Origin of the sequence: Salinispora pacifica CNR114 (assembly GCF_000514775.1) — a bacterium.
In the GTDB taxonomy this organism is placed as follows: Bacteria; Actinomycetota; Actinomycetes; order Mycobacteriales; family Micromonosporaceae; genus Micromonospora; species Micromonospora pacifica.
Map to the genome: position 1 here is coordinate 15,537 of NZ_AZWO01000049.1, position 16,131 is coordinate 31,667.

Here is a 16,131-nt window from a genome sequence, read left to right on the forward strand (position 1 = left end):
CGCCAGCACGACCGGGAATGTATCTGATGCGCGACGATTTCTCTCTTCGGCGGCCCAACGAAACAGGGGATACATAACGGTTTGGCTGCCGGATCTGCGACACCACTCTGACGATTCCGGTATCGCGGGTGGCGCTGCCCGTCCACGCGCACCAGAAGTACGGGAACGCGCCGGGATGGGTTGCGACGCAGCGTGCCACCCCGGCGAGGTCCACGGTGTTTGGTTGTTCGGCTGGCCGCCCACCCCTGCCGTCTCCGGCCGCACCGAGGACGTGCGCGGCCCGTGCCGCTGGGGACTCTGTCGGTCGCCACCGCTATGGTTCCGTCGCTGCCCCGCCAGGAGGTGCGTTCGCACTGGTGGCGTTGCCAGCCGCTCCGGCGGCTGGTGCATGCTGTCACACGTCGCGCGGCCCGGTAGCAACCGTTTCGTTGAGCAGGAGGTTCGTGAGTGGGCAGCACCCGTAGCTTGGAACTCGTAGCCGGTGGGTCCGGGAAGTTCTGGGAGGTCACCCGCGAAGGCCGGGAGGTGGTCGTCCGGTACGGCCGGATCGGCACGACCGGCCAGACGACCACCAAGAGCCTGACCACTGAGGACGCGGCCGCCGTCTACGTCGACAAGCTGATCGCGGAGAAGCTGCGTAAGGGGTATCTCGAACCGAGCACCGACTCACCGCAACCGTCCGCCGCCACCCCCGTCGCCTCGGCGACGACGGTTGTCGGGGGCCACCAGGAGGGTGAGCTGGTCGCGGCGGAGGGCGCTGCCTCCGCGGTGCCTGCCATCAACGAGGACGCCTTCGTCGTGCCGCCGTCGTGGCGCCGCAACCTCTTCCCCCGTCGAGGGGCTACCGGTGCGGCGGTGCGCAAGCCCGACCTGGCCTCCCGCGCCAAGGGGGTGGCGCTGCTTGACAAGCTCTCCGGGCACATCGAGCAGGCCCTTCGGCACACCCAGACCGAGCCGGAGGTGGCCGCGGCCGGCCTCCAGCAGCTGGCTGGAAGCCCGTCCCCGCTGGGGGCGGCTGCGGTCGCCGCCGCCGTGGTGGACAGATTCACCTGGCGCGAGCGGGACGAGCCGCGGGGGCTCGCCGACCTGTGGCTGGCCGACCACGGTCTTCCCTTCGCCGTGGCGGCGGCGGTCGAACTGCTGTCGCTGGGCTGGAACTGCGGCAGCCGCCACCAGTCGGGAGCCACCCCGATTCACCACCTGCACCCGGACGAGATTCGGTCGTGGTGGGTGCACGAGCCCGGGCTGACGATCGCCGGACGGGTCCGAGCCGCGCTCGCCGTCGCACCGGACGACCGGTATGCCGACGCCCTGGCTGCCCTCGGCCCGTTCCGGGAAGGCACGCTGCACCAGCAGGTGGCGGCGGCGTTTCTCGCACCCACCGAGACCGACTGGCACGACGAGACCGTCGCGGCCGTCTCCGCCGCCGGCAACCGAGTTCTGGCGACGATCCTCCTGACCGTGGTGACCTCCCCGACGCACGTCGCCCAGGCCGTTGACCACTCCCAGGACCATTCTGTCCTCCCGTCGGCGGCACTGCTCTACTCGTTCGTGGCCGGTGCCGGCCCGGTCGCGGCACCCACGCTCGCCGCCTGGCTCGACGACGCGTACGCCGATGCCGACATTAAGCGCCGGCTGCTCGCGGCGTTGGCCGCGTTGCCGGGCGACGAGGCGTTCCAACTGCTGCTCGACCGGTGCGACCAGAAGTACGTGCCAGCTGCCCTGCTGGACGCCGCCGGACGGTTTCCCGTCCGTGGGCTTCGGCTGCTCGCGGGAAGCGGACGGCGCGGTGTGGGTGACCTGCTGCGGGCGCACGTGCTCGCCAACCCCGAGCTGGCCGAGCGGATGCTACCGACGCTGCCGGACGACACGGCGGGGCGGATTCGCGCCGTCCTGGCGGCGACGGTCGCGGTCACCGAGGCATCCGCGGATGCCCTTCCCAACCTGCTCGTCCGTCCGCCCTGGATCGTCAAGCGGCCGGCCCGCCGACCGATCGTCGTTGACGGCCTGGTTTGCCGGGACGAGCCGACGATGGTGTGGGGCGCTGGCGAGCGCGAGGCGTGGCGTGACGACAGCGGCCACCACCGGGCCTGGTCCAATCGCAACCGCAGCTGGGAGTCGCTGACGGCACGGGTGCGCGACGGCCAGGCGACCTGGTGGGAGGCGGCTGACTTCTTTGTTCGCGCGCCCGACGAGATCGCCCGCCCGCTGATCAGCGGCTGGCGTCCGCAGGACCTGTGGGGCGGCGGATCGTGGATGCGCATCGTGGTGGGCCGTTTCGAACTCGACGCCCTACCTGCCGCCCTCGACGCAGCCCGGCGCAGCCCGGTGACGATAGCCGGAACGCTGCTGCCGTACGCGGCCCCGGAGATCGCGGTCTTGATGGTCGACTGGCTTGGCCGGCTCAAGTCGACCCGGGCGACGGTACTGGCCTGGTTGACCCGGCACACCGCGGTGGCCGCCCGGGCACTGGTCCCGCCGGCGCTGGGCCGGCCCGGAGCCGAACGGCGCCAGGCCGAGCGGGCGCTGTGGGCGTTGGCTGGCAACGGGCACGCCGACGACGTCCGCACGGCCGCGAAGGAGTATGGACCAGCGGCGGCTGAGGCGATCGACGAGTTGCTGGCCGTCGACCCGCTCGATGCGCTGCCGGCAAGGATCCCGAAGCTGCCGGACTGGGCAGACCCGGGCCGGCTGCCCCGCATCCAGCTGCGCGACGGATCGGGTGTCCTGCCGCTGCCGGCCGCCGGCCACGTGATCACCATGCTCGCGATGTCGCGCCCCGACGATCTGTACGCTGGTGTCGCGGTCGTCAAGGACATCTGTGAGCCGCGCAGCCTCGCCGACCTCGCCTGGGCGCTGTTCCAGAACTGGCAGGCCGCGGGTACCCCGTCGAAGGAGAGTTGGGTGCTCGACGCGCTCGGGCTCGTCGGCGACGACGAGACCGTGCGCCGGCTCGCGCCGGTGATCCGGGCCTGGCCCGGCCAGGGTGGTCACACGCGGGCGGTCGCCGGCCTCGATGTACTCGCCGCGATCGGCACCGACGTGGCGCTGATGCATCTGCACGGTATCGCGCAGAAGGTGAAGTTCAAGGGCCTCAAGGAGCGGGCCAACGCCAAGTTTCGCGAGGTCGCGGCCGAGTTGGGGTTGGCGCCGGATCAGCTCGCCGACCGGCTCGTACCGGACCTGGGGCTCGGAGCGACGGGCAGCCTCACCCTCGACTACGGCCCGCGGCAGTTCGTGGTGGGCTTCGACGAGCGTCTCAAACCGTATGTGCGGGACGCTGACGGCAAACGGCGCAAGGATCTGCCGAAGCCCGGCGTCAAGGATGACCCTGTCCTCGCGCCCGCTGCCTACCAGCGGTTCGGCGGGCTGAAGAAGGACGTCCGTACCATCGCCAGCGAGCAGATCCGCCGGCTGGAGCAGGCGATGGTGACGCAGCGGCGATGGACGGGCGCCGAGTTCCGTCAGCTCTTCGTGGGGCACCCACTGGTGTGGCACCTGGTACGGCGGTTGGTGTGGGGGCGGTACGACGAGCGGGGCGAGCTGGTCGGCGCCCTGCGGGTGGCCGAAGACCGGACGTTCGCCGATGTGGACGACGACCCGGTGTCGCTTCCCGACGACGCCGTGGTCGGTGTCGCCCACCCGGTGCAGCTGGCCGATGCCGTGGCCGCCTGGGGCGAGGTGTTCGCCGACTACGAAATTCTGCAACCGTTCCCGCAGCTCGGCCGGGACGTACACACGCTGGCCGAGACGGAGCTGACAGCGCACCGGCTGACCCGGTTCGAGGGGATCACCGTGCACGTGGGCAAGCTCCTCGGCCTGGAGCGCCGTGGGTGGCACCGGACGTCGCCGGAGGACGGCGGCGTCCAGGGCTGTGTCGAGCGCGAACTGCCGGGTGGGGGTGCCGTCGTGATCGGGCTCGACCCGGGCATCGTCGTCGGCCTGGTGGACGAGTTCGTCGACCAGAAGCTGGACGAGATCTGGGTGCGGCGCGCCCAGGACAGGCGCTGGGACAACGAACGGGTGGCGTCGTTCGGCGACCTGGACCCGGTTTCCGCTTCCGAAATCATCCGTGACCTTGAGGAGATCACCGAATGAGCGCGGGTAGCGGGCGAACGGCGGGCGCGGTGGGCGCCGACGGCGGCGCGACGCCACGGGTGCAGCGGCCGCCGGCCGAGGTGCGCTACGCCGACGAGTTGGCGCGGCTGCGCGCCGAGGACACCGCGGAGCGGCCGCCCGGCTGGGCGCTGAGCCTGCAGGCGGCCCGGCGGTTCATTCTCGGTGACGAGCGGGCCGGCATCCGTCGCAAGTTCGTCGGTGACCCGTCGCTGATCGACCGCGCCCTGGTCACCCTCGCCACCAGTCGCGGCCTCATGCTCGTCGGCGAGCCGGGCACCGCCAAGTCGCTGCTGTCGGAGCTGCTGGCCGCCGCGGTCAGCGGAGATTCCACATTGACCATTCAGGGCGGCGCAGCGACAACCGAGGATCAGATCAAGTACTCGTGGAATTATGCGCTGCTTGTCGCCGAGGGTCCGTCCCGGCGGTCCCTGGTGCCGGCGCCGCTGTTGCGGGGCATGGCGGAGGGCAGGGTGGTCCGGTTCGAAGAGATCACCCGCTGTCCCCTGGAGGTGCAGGACTGCCTGCTGTCGCCGCTGTCCGACCGGGTGCTCGCGCTGCCGGAGCTGACCGGCGACGACGCGATGGTCTTCGCCCAGGAGGGATTCAACATCATCGCCACGGCGAATACCCGTGACCGCGGTGTCAACGACATGAGCTCTGCGCTCAAGCGGCGGTTCAACTTCGAGACGGTCTTCCCGATCGCCGACTTCGACACCGAACTGACGCTGGTCGTCGCCGAGGCGGGCGAGCTGCTCCGTCGCTCCGGGGTTACCGTCGAGCCACGGCGCGACGTTCTCGAGGTGCTGGTTACCGCCTTCCGCGAGCTGCGCATCGGCCAGACGTCCCGCGGCGACGCGATGGAGCGCCTGTCGGCCGTGATGAGCACCGCTGAGGCGGTGTCGGTCGCCCACGCCGTCGGGCTACGTGGCTGGTTCCTGCGGGGCGAACCGGGCACGGCCGCCGATCTCGTGTCGTGCCTCGCCGGCACGGCCGCCAAGGACAACCCGGACGACCTGGCCCGGCTGCGGCGCTACCTCGAGCAGCAGGCCAGTCGGCACGCCGGCGGGCAGTGGAAGGAGCTGCACACCGCCCGGCACCTGCTGCCCGGCTGATGGGAGCCACCTTCATCGGCGTGCGCCACCACAGCCCGGCCTGTGCCCGGCTCGTCGCCGAGACAATCTCGGCACTACGGCCGGCGTACGTGCTGGTCGAAGGACCAGTCGACATGAACGGCCGGCTCGACGAACTGCTACTCGGGCACGAGCTGCCCGTCGCGGTCTTCACAAGCTACCGCGATGCGGAACGGCAGCATGCCTCCTGGGCGCCGTTCTGCGCGTACTCCCCGGAGTGGGTCGCGCTGACCACGGGCCGCGAGGTGGGTGCCCAGCTGCGCTTCATCGACCTGCCCGCCTGGCATCCCGCATTCGCCGGCCGGCGTAACCGCTACGCGGACGCTGAGCAGCGGTACGCCGAGGTGATGGAGTCGCTGTGCCGCACGTTCGCGGCCGACAACGTCGACGCGTTGTGGGACCACCTGTTCGAGGTCCCCCCGGCCGACGGCCTCGCCGAGCGGCTCGCCGTCTACTTCGACCTGGTCCGCGGCGAGTCGACGGCCGGTCCGGAGGACGCCGCGCGGGAGGCGTACATGGCCCGGTGGGTGCGGGCGGCCGTCGCCGACGCCGGGGACCGGCCGGTCGTGGTCGTCACCGGCGGGTTTCACCGGCCGGCACTTATCCAGCTCAGCGCCACCAGCGACAGCGCCCCGGTCGACCTCGGCTGGCCGCAGACGCCGGGGCTCCCGGCCACAGCGGCCGGCGGCAGTTACCTGGTGCCGTACTCGTTCCGCCGGCTCGACGCCTTCGACGGCTACCAGTCCGGGATGCCGTCGCCCGACTACTACCAACGGCTCTGGGACACCGGCCCGGAGTCCGCCGCGGACCAGTTGATGGCCGCGGTGGTCGGGCGGCTGCGGGAACGGCGGCAGACGGTGTCGACGGCGGACCTGATCGCGGCGCGAGTCTCGGCGGAGGGGCTCGCCCGGGTACGCGGCCACCGGCACCTCGCCCGGGTCGACGTTCTCGACGGGTTGGCCGCCACCCTGGTCAACGAGGCGCTCGACGTACCCCTGCCCTGGTCGACCCGGGGCACCCTGCGCACGGGCACCCATCCCGCGATAGTCGAGATGGTCGCCGCCCTCAGCGGCGACCGCGTCGGCCGGCTGCATCCGTCGACCCCACTGCCGCCGCTGGTGCACAACGCCGAGGCCGATCTGGAGCGGCACGGGCTCGACCGGCCCGGCGACGTACGCCTGAAGCTGACCGACCCGACCGACCTGAAGCGCAGCCGGATCCTGCACCGGCTGCGAGTCCTGCGGATCCCCGGCTTCACCCGACACGCCGGCCCCACCACCGGGATCGACCCGGTCCTGGACGAGGAGTGGAGCATCTGCGCCGATGACAACCGCCTGCCGGCCCTGATCGAGGGCGGCGGCTACGGCCGGACGCTCGAAGAGGCAGCGGCCTCGGTGCTGGCGGATCGGATCGCCGCCGCCCGAGGTGACATGGAAAAGCTGGCCGCCGCCTTGTTCGACGCGGCCCTGTGCGGCAGCGACCAAGTCTCCGACCGGGTGCTACACGGGGTCACCGGGGCGGTCGCCGCCGCACCCGAGGTGGCACCCGTCGGCCGGGTGCTGGCGGTCGTCCTCGCGTTGTGGCGCCACGACCATCTGCTGGGCACCGCTCGCACCGAAACGCTGGGCGTGGTCGTCAAAGCCGGGGTAGAGCGGGTCCTGTGGCTCGCCGAGGGGGTTTACGGCGGGGCGGCGCCAGCCCAGCCGGCGCGGATCGACGCGCTGGTGGCAGCCCGCGATGCCCTCGTGCACGCCCGGTCCGCCCTCGGGCTCGACCGCGAAGCGGCCCTGGCCGTGGCAGCCCGGATCGCCAGCAACGCGGACGTGCCGCCGGACCTCCGCGGGGCGGCGTTCGGCTTCGCCTGGTCGCTGGGCGCCCAGGTCGAGCCGGTACGCGCCGTGCGCGGCGCGTTCGCCCCGGGATCGGTCGGTGACTGGCTCGCCGGGATGTTCGCGCTGGCCCGGGAGGAGGTCCTCGCGGCCGACGGCGTCCTCAACCTGCTCGACGAGCTGCTCAGCGGGATGGGTGAGCAGGAGTTCCTCGTCGCCCTGCCGGCGCTGCGTCAGGCGTTCGCGTATTTCCCGCCCCGGGAACGCGAGACGATCGCCCGGCACGCGCTCGCCCGGCGCGGCGTCGCCGGGTCGGGCCGGGCGCTGCTGCGGCTGCCCATCGCACCCGACGTGGTCGCGGCCGGCCGCGCCCTCGACGAGCGGGTCGACGCGCTGCTCGCCCGGGAAGGACTGATGGGCACGTGACCGATCCCGAGTTGGAACGGTGGCGGCTCGTGCTCGGCGAGCCCGGCGACGCCGCCCTCGGCTGCCGATCGCTCGCGGCCGAGACCACGGCCCGCGACGCCGCACTGGAATGGCTGTACGGACGCGACGAGGAACTCGGTCGCCGGGGCGTACGCCGCGCCGGCAGCCGGTCCGGCGGCGACGGTCCCCCGATGCTATCCACAGTGGACTGGCTCGACGATATCGCCCGACTCTTCCCCCGCGAAACCATCGAGCGACTGCAGCGCGACGCGGTGGAGCGGTACGAAATCCACGACATAGTGACCGACCCCGCCGTCCTGGAACGTGTGGAGCCCAACCAAAGCCTGCTCAGAGCGGTGCTGCGCACGAAGCACCTGATGAACCCGCAGGTCCTGCGGCTGGCCCGGCGCATCGTCGAAGCGGTCATCCGCCAACTCATGGACAAGCTGGCGACCGAGGTGCGGGTGGCCTTCACCGGCGCACGGGCCCGGCGGCCGAGCCGGTTCCGGCAGGCACGCAACTTCGACGTCCGGCGCACCATCAACGCCAACCTCGGCCACTACCAGCCCGCAGACCAGCGGCTGTTCATCGAGACGCCATACTTCTTCTCGCGCACCCGCCAGCACATCGACCAGTGGCAGGTGATCCTGCTCATCGACCAGTCCGGGTCGATGGCCGACTCGGTCATCCACTCCGCGGTCACCGCCGCCTGCCTGTGGGGACTGCCCGGCGTCCGCACCCACCTGGTCGCGTTCGACACCGACATTGTTGACCTGACCAGCGATGTCGACGACCCGGTCGAGCTGCTGATGAAGGTCCAGCTCGGTGGTGGCACCAACATCGGCCGCGCGGTCGACTACGCCGCGCAGCTCATCGAGCAGCCCCGGCGGGCCATCGTCGCGCTGATCACGGACTTCTACGAGGGCGGGTCGGAGGAGCGGCTCATGCGTGTCGTGAGCGGCCTGGTCGAACAGGGCACCAAGGTGCTCGGGCTGGCCGCGCTCGACGAACAGGCCAACCCGGTGTACGACCGCGCGGCCGCGCAACGCCTCGCCGACGTCGGCGCGTCCGTCGGCGCGATGACACCGGGCGAACTCGCCACGTTCGTCGCCGAGCAGGTGGGCCGATGAGCGCACCCCCCGCCACCACCCGCGGCGACCTGCTGGCCCTGACGCCCGATTCGCTGGCCGCCCTAGCCAACCGAGGGCTCGTCAAGCGGGCCACCAAGGAGCTCGACCAGGCCGGGCCGGCCGTCACCGTGGACGGCGACGGCACCGTGCGTGGCACCTTCCCCGACGGCACCGCCGCCAGCCTGCCAACCGGCGGCCTCGACGTTGGCGCCTGCTCCTGCGACGCCACCACGGTCTGCCGCCACCTCATCGGACTCGTCCTCGCCTACCAGCGGCAACAAACCGCTGCCAGCTCGCTCGCCGACCCGGGCTCGCAGCCGTGTTCCCCGACCGACGTTCCGTCCGCAGCACCGCCGAGCACCGGCACCGGCCAGGCCGCCTGGTCACCGGGCTCGTTCACCGACGAGCAGCTCACCGGCCGCATCGGCGCCCGACTGATGGCCGCCGCCCGCCGGGTGGCGCGTGCCGGATACCTGGCCCGGGTACGCCGCCCCACACCCACCGACCCCGTCCCCACCGTCGAACTGGGCTCGGTCACCGTACGCTTCCTCGTCCCCCACGACCTCGGCTTCGTACACACCGACGCCGTCGCCGGCACCCGCGACGACGTGGTCGCACTCGCCGTGTGGGCGTTCCGGGTCGCGGACGAGCGCGCGCCCAGCCTGGCCGAGGCGCGGGTCGAGGTCGGCGGCCCGGCCAACGACAACGGCAGCGGCTCAGGGCTCGAGGCGACGCTCCTGCTCGCCGACCGGGTGCTGCGCGACGGCGCCGTGCACGTCGGAAGCGGTATGGCGGCGGCTGTCGCCGAGCAGCAACAGGCTCTGGACGCCGTCGGGCTGCGCTGGCCGCTGCTCGCCCTCGGCGACTTGGCCGACCAGCTGACGGCGTACCGGGAACGCAGTGCCCGGTACCGGCCGGACACGCTGGCCGGACTGGTCCTGGAGCTGCATGCCCGTCACCGAGCGGTCTGCGACGGCGGCGGCAGTTTGCGGGCCCTGGTGCTCGGCACAGACGAGGCAGCCGAGACCCCCCTTCGTCGGGTACGGCTCGACTCCCTCGGCTGCCGGGTGTCGGCGATTGGCGAGCAACGTACGGTGGAAATCTTCTATGCGCACGCCGAGACGGCCACGGTGCTGGTGCTACGGCGTAGCTGGGACGGAGAGGCCGACGGCGCCGCCCTGGCCCGCCGACGCATCACTGGCGCCGCCGTCGGCGCCCTGGCATCGGGCAACGTGGTGACCGAATCCGCCGTACGCAGCGCGAGCCGCGCTGTTCGGCTGGCCACCAGCCGAGTCGCCCAGACCACAGTCAACCCGTCGCAGGGGCATTGGGACGCGCTACCCGAGGCGCTCGTCGTGCGGGACATCGACGCGCTCGGCGTCGAGCTCGACGCACTGCCACCGCGGATGGTCCGGCCCCGCATCGAGGCCGAGATGGTACGCGTGGTGGCGGTCGCCGACGTCCTGACCGTCAGCTACTCGCCCGGTCAGCAGCGCCTCGACGCCGTCATCGTCGACGTGCACGGCACCCGTGCCACGGTCACCGCCACCCACTCGGTTGCCGCGCCCGGCCGACTCGACGCGATCGCGGCGGCCCTCACCGGCAAGAATGGCCGGGTCCGATTCGTCAGCGGGATCGTGCACCGCTCCGCCGGCGAAGTGGTGATCGATCCCCTGGCGGTCGCCGTGGACGGAACGATGGTCGTACCGGACCATGCGCCCTCGGTGGCGAGTCACCTCGGGTTCGACGGCGGCGACGAGCCCAGCCAGCTGGTCGCCGTGCTGCAGGAAAGCCGGACGCTACTCACCACCGTTGCTCACCAGGGGCTGCTGCACCTGCCGGCCACCTACCCCGACCGCCTGCTCGGCGCAGCCCGGGAACTGACGAAGGTTGGGCTGCTGCGGGTGGCGAGCGCCGTCGACGGCTTCGCCAAGACGCTTGGCGCAGACCCCGGCGATGACGCGGTGCAGGCGTGGGTGGACGCCTACTTACGAGTAGAGGTGGCCCTCGACCTGTGTTGATCCGGATCCCGGGCGTGGCGTCACGGCGGCGCCTCCCCCACTCGTCGGCGGATCAGTCCGCAGCAGCACCTACCTGGCCGAGCTGCAGCACGGCCACGCCGCGTCAGGGTCATCGCCCTGTCGCCGACTGAGTTCGTCGCTGCCGGCCGCACTCGCGCTTCCCCACAGCGGCGGCCTCACCGAAGGCGTCAACACCAAGACCAAACAAAATCGCCCGCCGGGGCCGAGCCGCAGGTACAGGTCCCAGGTGAGATGGCAGGGCGCGAATCCGAGCTCGGCGTCGGTACAGGCCCCGGCCGGCGACCTCGCTGAGCGCCGTGGGTGATCGGTGAGCAGCGCCCGCTCGTCCAGCTCGCCCGCCCCTCCGACGAATTGGTAGAGCGAGACGAACATCGCCGGGTCGATGCCGACCGGACCGGCCCCCACATGCTCCCAGTCGATGAGCACCAGGTGCCCGTCGTCAGAGTCCCCGGGTGGCACACTTGCGCGGATGCACTCCTGCAGGTCGCCTTCACGATAATGGGTGTAGGCCGGCCGTTCCCGATAGGTGGTGTTCACGTGGTCAGGGCGCGACCAGCCGCGGGCGGTGGGCGGTGGGTGGAGATCTCCCCGGAGCGAATTCGCGGTTGGCTCGACGGCTTCTACAGCCGCCACGACGGCGCCACCGAGGAGGGCCTCGTGCTGACCGGCATGAACAACGGTGATACCGCCACGCTGTATCCGCCGCCGGGGCTTGCCGAGGCGAAGGATGTCGACACGCTGCTGGCCGGCATCATCCGACCGCCCCGGATCGCCGTGCTGCTGGCCCGTAAGGGTGCGGTTGCCGCCGGCGTCGCGGACGGAATGACCATCACCGTCTCCAAGGTCGAGCGCTTCTACGTACAGGGTCGCACCGCGGCCGGCGGTTCCTCACAGCAGCGCTACGCACGTCGCCGCGCCAACGAGGCCCAGGCTGCTACCCAGCGGGCTGCGGACATCGCCGCGCGGATCATGCTGCCCCATGCACCCGGTGTTGTCGCCGACCCTCACGACGCAGTCAGGTCCCTGGTCTGTGGCGGCGACCGATTGATGATCGAGGCGATCCTGACAGACCGGCGTCTGTCACCACTGGCACTGCTGCGTCATCCACACCTGCTCGATTCCGCCGAGCCCCGGCTGGCCGTCCTGGCCGACGCGGCGGTTGCGGCCAGACGGATCCGCGTCCATCTGATGCCATGACCTCGATCAGGTCCGGCTGATCGACGACGACCGACCAGGATGATGCACGAGGGCCCAACAGCGCCGGACCCGTACGTCCCGTGGCCCGCCCCACCCTGCGGCACGATCGGGTATCTGAGGTTCCCCGGTATCTCGGAAACATCATCACCTCCGCGCTATCGGGGGAACCTCAGCTGGGCTCTTCCCCTGGATCGGACGGAGAGCTGCCGCTGTTCATGTCACTTCGCGCCCGTAAGCCGGCCGGCGACGGTGCGCCCCGGCCGCCCGTGGGGTGGCCGGAGTTCACTCTGGGGCTGCCGGGCAACGGAGCCAGTCCGGTTGGCCGCCGCTTGACGACGGTGCCGTCGCCGCGTGAACACCCTCACCGGCCGATGAGGGTCGGCCGGTCACACCGTGTCGACGGTCGGCACCCGACGGTCGTCCGGTGGCACGTCGGACTTGTCGAGGTGCATGATGTGACCGGTGGCGGTGAACGTCTCGTTGCCGACCAGCGGGCCGGTCCGGGTCTGCGTGACGGTGAACCCCTCGCTGGCGTAGAGCGCCTCGGCGGCCGGGTTACCGTCGAGCACGGTGACCTCGACCCGGGGCCCGGCGGCGGCGACCGCGTGGCCCAGCAGCGCCCTGCCGATTCCCTGCCGGTAGCGTTGCGGGTCGACGTACAGCCAGGTTACTTCGTCGTCGTCGAGTGCGACGAAGCCGGCTACGCTGCCATCGGCCTCCGCCACCCACAGGTGCCCGTCGAAAAGCCCTTCTCGCTCGGCGGTCTGCGCAAGGGTCAGGAAAGCCTCGACCCCGGCGGATCCGCGTAGCTCGTCACGTCGCGCGGCGTCGTGAATGCGCGCGATCGCATCCCAGTCGTCGTTGGTGTAGGGCCGAATCTCGATCTCCACCTGCGGCATGTCGACAATCCTTGCCGCCCCTCTCGACCGACGCAACACATTAACCGCCCAGGTGATGTCGGCATCGGCACGCGACAGGATCGGCCCCTGCGTCTCCGCAGGTCAGCCATCTCCGTTGGTTCCTCCGCGCTTACCAGAACCGCAGGGTCACGGGCTTCAGACACCTCGCGAACCCCGCGGTCCGGGCTCTTCAGGGAACCGCGCGCACCCTGCACGGGCCAGATCCTGGCGAATGCTGGGCTTGCATTGTCTATCGCGGAACTTGTCAGTGGTGCCTTCGGGGCCGAGTGAATTCAATCGTGGCAGGAGCCGTGAGCGAATTCGGTGTGTTGGCGCTACAACTCTGTGCATCGGGGTGAGCCGTCGGGCGCGCTCGTGCGCGTGGGGTTGCCGTCATCATTGCCGTCAAGCACGTACATAGCATGTATGTGGAACGATACTTTCGTCCAATGTGCACCTTCGTGGCCTTCGTACTTGGTCGCCATCGTTGGTTAAGACTGGTTGAGGTAGACGGTGCCGTGCCGCGTCAGCGGTGCGGCGGCGGTGCGGCGGTAGCCACCGGATCGCCTGACCGCCCGAGCGATCGTCACGGCCTCTGGCGTTGTGGGCTTGATTGGCTGCCTACATCGGGCGACTTGTTGCGTGGGCGCGTGCGCGCGGGCCGGAACGGCATAGCGCGTGCGCGTGCGTCCGGCGTAGCCGGGCGCTCTTGATTAGGTGAAGCAACTTTTAGCCCAGTGGCTCCGTCGGCGGCGGGTTCGCTTGGCCGGGGTCTCGGCTGCGCCGCTTCTTCTCATGCCAAACGGTACCGCATGGTACGGTGTGGTGCATGACGAGGATTACGTTGCGGGAGTTCCGTGATGGCGCGGGTCGGGTGCTGGACGGGGTTGAGCGCACCGGTGAGCCGGTGATCATCACGAAGTACGAGCGGCCCGTGGCCGTCCTGGTGGGTATTGACGAGTGGGAGGAGATCGAGGCGTTCCGGGATCGTCGGGACGCTGCGGTGATTGCTCGTTCCCGTGCCGAGGGTGAGTTCGTGCCGTTGTCGGCGGCGCTGGAGTCGCTTGGGGTGGATCCTCGTGAGGTGGAGGCGCTGCTGGCCGACCGGGCCGGCGGTGCGGCGGCGTGAAGGTGCAGATCGACCGGGACGTGCTGGTGTGGCTGCACAAGCAGCCCCGCAACGTCTTCCTGACCGTCCTGAGCGCGATCCTCGGCCTGGTCTCCGACCCCGCGCCACAGAACTCGACCGAGATGCGCGACGGATCCGGGCGCCGATTGCGCGTCGGTGACTACCGCGTCCTCTACCGCCTCGACGGCAACGAGCTGACCATCCACGCCGTCGGGCACCGCAAAGACGTCTACTCATGAGCCGTCCGGGCCCCGCGTCCCTATCCGGCTGCAATGGGCTCACGGCCAGTTCGGCGGTGTTGTCGCTGGTCACCAGGATCGGATGGAACCCGTAAGGTCGGCCCGGGGCGCCGTGCAGCGTTGCCGCTGTGGGTTCCCCGGGCCGCCTTCCGAACCCGGCGTGCCCATTCCTGAGCACCGGGGTCTCCACAAGCCTGACCGGTCGTGCCAGTTGATCTCGTCAACCTGTCGCCGGCCACGGACTGGGATCCGCGTCCCTCGGTAGCGGTAACGGGTGGTCCGCACCTTCACCGGATCAAACAGCGTGATCTTGTCCGTTCGTGGCCACCACGTCACGGCACAGAAACGCCTCGAAGTTCCTTCCAGCCGATGCGGGCGTGCTTGCCTCTGATCCAGAGGATCGCTCTGCGCCAGATGTAGCTGCTGAGATAGGCGAAGGTCTTGTAGGACACGCCCGGCCGGAAGTAGACACACCACCCCTTGACCATCCGGTTGATCCGCAGGATCAGGCTGGAGGTCCATGTTCTGGTTCCGCCGGCACCATATCTTGACCTTGGCGCAGATCGACCTGACGGCCTTGCGCGCCGGTTAGGTGTAGACGTAGCGCTTGTTCGTCCCCTTCTTGCGGTGGCGTTGGATGCGCCAGCCGAGAAAGTCGACGCCCTCGTCGATGTGGGGGATCGAGGTCTTCTCCGGGGACAGGAGCAAGCCTATCCCGGACAGGACCTCGGCGATCTCCTCCTTGAGCGCCTCGGCATGCTGCCGGGTCCCGATGACCAGGAGCAGCCAGTCATCGGCGTACCGGCTACTTGCCCGGCCTCGGTGAGCAGGCCGGACTTCAGGAACGCCTTCACCAGGGTCAGGATGCGCTTGTCGGCGATGCGTACTCGCACCCCGGTCCATCAGGGCCGGATGGGAGATCTCGTCGAAGCACGCCTTAATGTCGCCTTCCACGATCCACTCGTAGCCCTTGGTCGTGAACATGCGCGTCTCGGCGATCGCGTCCTGCGCCCGACGGCTCGGGCGAAACCCATACGAGCACGGACGGAAATCTGCCTCGAAGATAGGTTCCAGGACCAGCTTGAGGACCGCCTACACCACCCGGTCCCGGACGGTGGGGACCCCCAGCCGGCGACGCTTATGCGTCCCCGGCTTCGGGATCATCCGCTCCCGCTCCCGCTCCCGCACCGGCACCGGCACCGGCTGCCCCAGCTTCACCGTCCTGCTACGACAGCACAGCGGTGGAGTCCTCTCACCTCCACTCGCATCCATAGCGCCTCGTGGCGCACGTAGCTGTGCTTGTAGGTGGCCGCGGCGCCTTCCTTGTCACTGTGCGCGATCACGATCGTGGAGTCGATGTCCAGGACCACCACGCCGGCACCGATGTCCCGCCCGGCCGCCCTTGCCGCCGGTGGACACCGAACAGCTGCCACATACGGGCGCGTACCTGCGCCCTGACCGCTGCGATGCGCCGCAGTTGCACCGCGCCGATCTCGTCCAGGGCCCGCCACACCGTGGTATCCGAGGCCACCGACCCGAACACCTCCCGCTAATGGCGCAGCACGTCGATGTCCGCGATGGCTTCCCCACCGTCAGCGATCATCACCGCGAGGTCGACCAGCACCCGACCCCGGTCATGCACCGGCCACCAACGGGCCCCGGCCAGCTCTCGGCCCGGTCGTGGCCGGCGAACTGATCCGGGCCGGTTTCAGCGCTGCGCTGCGCGGCCGGACTGCTGAGGAGGACTGGCGGGAGCGGGTCGACCAGTACGGTCGGGACTACATGGCGGTGGGAGCCGTGGTGCTTCAGTCCCGCCTCGCGAACGACCTTGTGATCCTGCAACAGCACNTGGANACGCCGGNCATGTGGTCACACGCCGCCAGGGCGTTGGTGACCTACGGCAAAACCACTCCCAACCCCACTGAGGCCATCCGGTGGTATGACCTAGCCGGCGTGGCCGCCGACCGCTCCGACGATCTCGCCGTGCGGGT

The 16,131-nt window shown here is 70.5% G+C and carries 13 protein-coding genes and 3 pseudogenes; 10 read left to right on the forward strand and 6 right to left on the reverse strand.

Features of this window, described 5'->3' with window-relative positions; translation table 11 throughout:
- The first annotated feature begins 447 nt into the window (after window positions 1-447).
- The 5 genes from B118_RS0122525 to B118_RS0122545 are packed head-to-tail and all read left to right on the forward strand — an operon-like array spanning window position 448 to window position 10,655.
- Window positions 448-4,098 carry a DUF4132 domain-containing protein gene (locus B118_RS0122525; protein WP_028193494.1) on the forward strand — a complete coding sequence of 1,217 codons (3,651 nt, stop codon included), beginning with the start codon at window positions 448-450 and terminating at the stop codon, window positions 4,096-4,098.
- Window positions 4,095-5,231: an ATP-binding protein gene (locus B118_RS0122530; RefSeq protein ID WP_018223740.1), complete on the forward strand. Its 1,137-nt coding sequence runs from the start codon at window positions 4,095-4,097 to the stop codon at window positions 5,229-5,231. Before B118_RS0122525 ends, B118_RS0122530 begins: the two co-directional genes overlap by 4 nt.
- The gene (locus B118_RS0122535) at window positions 5,231-7,504 is read left to right on the forward strand and encodes a DUF5682 family protein (RefSeq protein ID WP_018223739.1); all 2,274 of its coding nucleotides are present in this window, start codon (window positions 5,231-5,233) and stop codon (window positions 7,502-7,504) included. The genes B118_RS0122530 and B118_RS0122535 overlap by 1 nt, the downstream gene beginning before the upstream one ends.
- Window positions 7,501-8,634, forward strand: coding sequence for a VWA domain-containing protein (locus B118_RS0122540; RefSeq protein WP_028193495.1), 1,134 nt, complete (start codon window positions 7,501-7,503; stop codon window positions 8,632-8,634). The genes B118_RS0122535 and B118_RS0122540 overlap by 4 nt, the downstream gene beginning before the upstream one ends.
- Window positions 8,631-10,655: a hypothetical protein gene (locus B118_RS0122545; protein WP_028193496.1), complete on the forward strand. Its 2,025-nt coding sequence runs from the start codon at window positions 8,631-8,633 to the stop codon at window positions 10,653-10,655. The genes B118_RS0122540 and B118_RS0122545 overlap by 4 nt, the downstream gene beginning before the upstream one ends.
- A gap of 69 nt (window positions 10,656-10,724) precedes the next feature.
- On the opposite strand, the gene B118_RS0122550 is transcribed toward B118_RS0122545, so the two are convergent.
- A complete protein-coding gene (locus B118_RS0122550; protein WP_018810973.1) occupies window positions 10,725-11,213 on the reverse strand; it encodes a hypothetical protein in 489 nt (162 codons plus the stop codon).
- Between B118_RS0122550 and B118_RS0122555 the strand changes: the two genes are divergently transcribed.
- A complete protein-coding gene (locus tag B118_RS0122555) occupies window positions 11,214-11,873 on the forward strand; it encodes an acVLRF1 family peptidyl-tRNA hydrolase (RefSeq protein ID WP_028193497.1) in 660 nt (219 codons plus the stop codon). It begins immediately after the preceding gene.
- A 182-nt stretch (window positions 11,874-12,055) separates the two neighbouring features.
- Window positions 12,056-12,145 (forward strand): annotated as a pseudogene (locus B118_RS31970) (methyltransferase type 11); the annotation flags it as partial.
- 114 nt (window positions 12,146-12,259) lie between these two features.
- Here B118_RS31970 and B118_RS0122560 read toward each other — a convergent pair.
- Window positions 12,260-12,772 (reverse strand): GNAT family N-acetyltransferase, encoded by a 513-nt coding sequence (locus tag B118_RS0122560; protein WP_027646122.1) that lies wholly within the window; start codon window positions 12,770-12,772, stop codon window positions 12,260-12,262.
- Between the two features lie 829 nt (window positions 12,773-13,601).
- Here B118_RS0122560 and B118_RS0122565 point away from each other — a divergent pair.
- Entirely contained in the window at window positions 13,602-13,901 is a 300-nt protein-coding gene (locus B118_RS0122565) for a type II toxin-antitoxin system Phd/YefM family antitoxin (RefSeq protein ID WP_188117102.1), read from the forward strand.
- A complete protein-coding gene (locus tag B118_RS0122570; RefSeq protein WP_018223732.1) occupies window positions 13,898-14,140 on the forward strand; it encodes a type II toxin-antitoxin system RelE family toxin in 243 nt (80 codons plus the stop codon). Before B118_RS0122565 ends, B118_RS0122570 begins: the two co-directional genes overlap by 4 nt.
- A gap of 332 nt (window positions 14,141-14,472) precedes the next feature.
- Here B118_RS0122570 and B118_RS33220 read toward each other — a convergent pair whose 3' ends face one another.
- The 4 genes and pseudogenes from B118_RS33220 to B118_RS33950 form a co-directional block, all read right to left on the reverse strand.
- Window positions 14,473-14,628 (reverse strand): group II intron maturase-specific domain-containing protein, encoded by a 156-nt coding sequence (locus B118_RS33220; RefSeq protein WP_238324106.1) that lies wholly within the window; start codon window positions 14,626-14,628, stop codon window positions 14,473-14,475.
- 100 nt (window positions 14,629-14,728) lie between these two features.
- Complete coding sequence (locus B118_RS33225; RefSeq protein WP_026270621.1) at window positions 14,729-15,124, reverse strand: reverse transcriptase family protein; 396 nt, start codon at window positions 15,122-15,124, stop codon at window positions 14,729-14,731.
- A gap of 108 nt (window positions 15,125-15,232) precedes the next feature.
- On the reverse strand, window positions 15,233-15,358 hold the full coding sequence (locus B118_RS33515) for a hypothetical protein (RefSeq protein ID WP_018810970.1): 126 nt from the start codon (window positions 15,356-15,358) through the stop codon (window positions 15,233-15,235).
- A gap of 53 nt (window positions 15,359-15,411) precedes the next feature.
- Window positions 15,412-15,785, reverse strand: a pseudogene (locus B118_RS33950) (IS1380 family transposase); the annotation flags it as partial.
- Window positions 15,786-15,820: 35 nt separating this feature from the next.
- On the opposite strand from B118_RS33950, the pseudogene B118_RS0122600 reads away from it, so the two are divergent.
- Window positions 15,821-16,131: pseudogene (locus B118_RS0122600) on the forward strand (XRE family transcriptional regulator); the annotation flags it as partial.

What these genes read in the sequence shown, in the direction of transcription:
- B118_RS0122530 (WP_018223740.1), top strand. Translation starts at nt 4,095, where the DNA reads ATGAGCGCGGGTAGCGGGCGAACGGCGGGCGCGGTGGGCGCCGACGGC.
- B118_RS0122535 (WP_018223739.1), top strand. Translation starts at nt 5,231, where the DNA reads ATGGGAGCCACCTTCATCGGCGTGCGCCACCACAGCCCGGCCTGTGCC.
- B118_RS0122545 (WP_028193496.1), top strand. Translation starts at nt 8,631, where the DNA reads ATGAGCGCACCCCCCGCCACCACCCGCGGCGACCTGCTGGCCCTGACG.
- B118_RS0122560 (WP_027646122.1), bottom strand. Translation starts at nt 12,772, where the DNA reads ATGCCGCAGGTGGAGATCGAGATTCGGCCCTACACCAACGACGACTGG.
- B118_RS0122565 (WP_188117102.1), top strand. Translation starts at nt 13,602, where the DNA reads ATGACGAGGATTACGTTGCGGGAGTTCCGTGATGGCGCGGGTCGGGTG.
- B118_RS33220 (WP_238324106.1), bottom strand. Translation starts at nt 14,628, where the DNA reads ATGGTCAAGGGGTGGTGTGTCTACTTCCGGCCGGGCGTGTCCTACAAG.
- B118_RS33225 (WP_026270621.1), bottom strand. Translation starts at nt 15,124, where the DNA reads ATGTTCACGACCAAGGGCTACGAGTGGATCGTGGAAGGCGACATTAAG.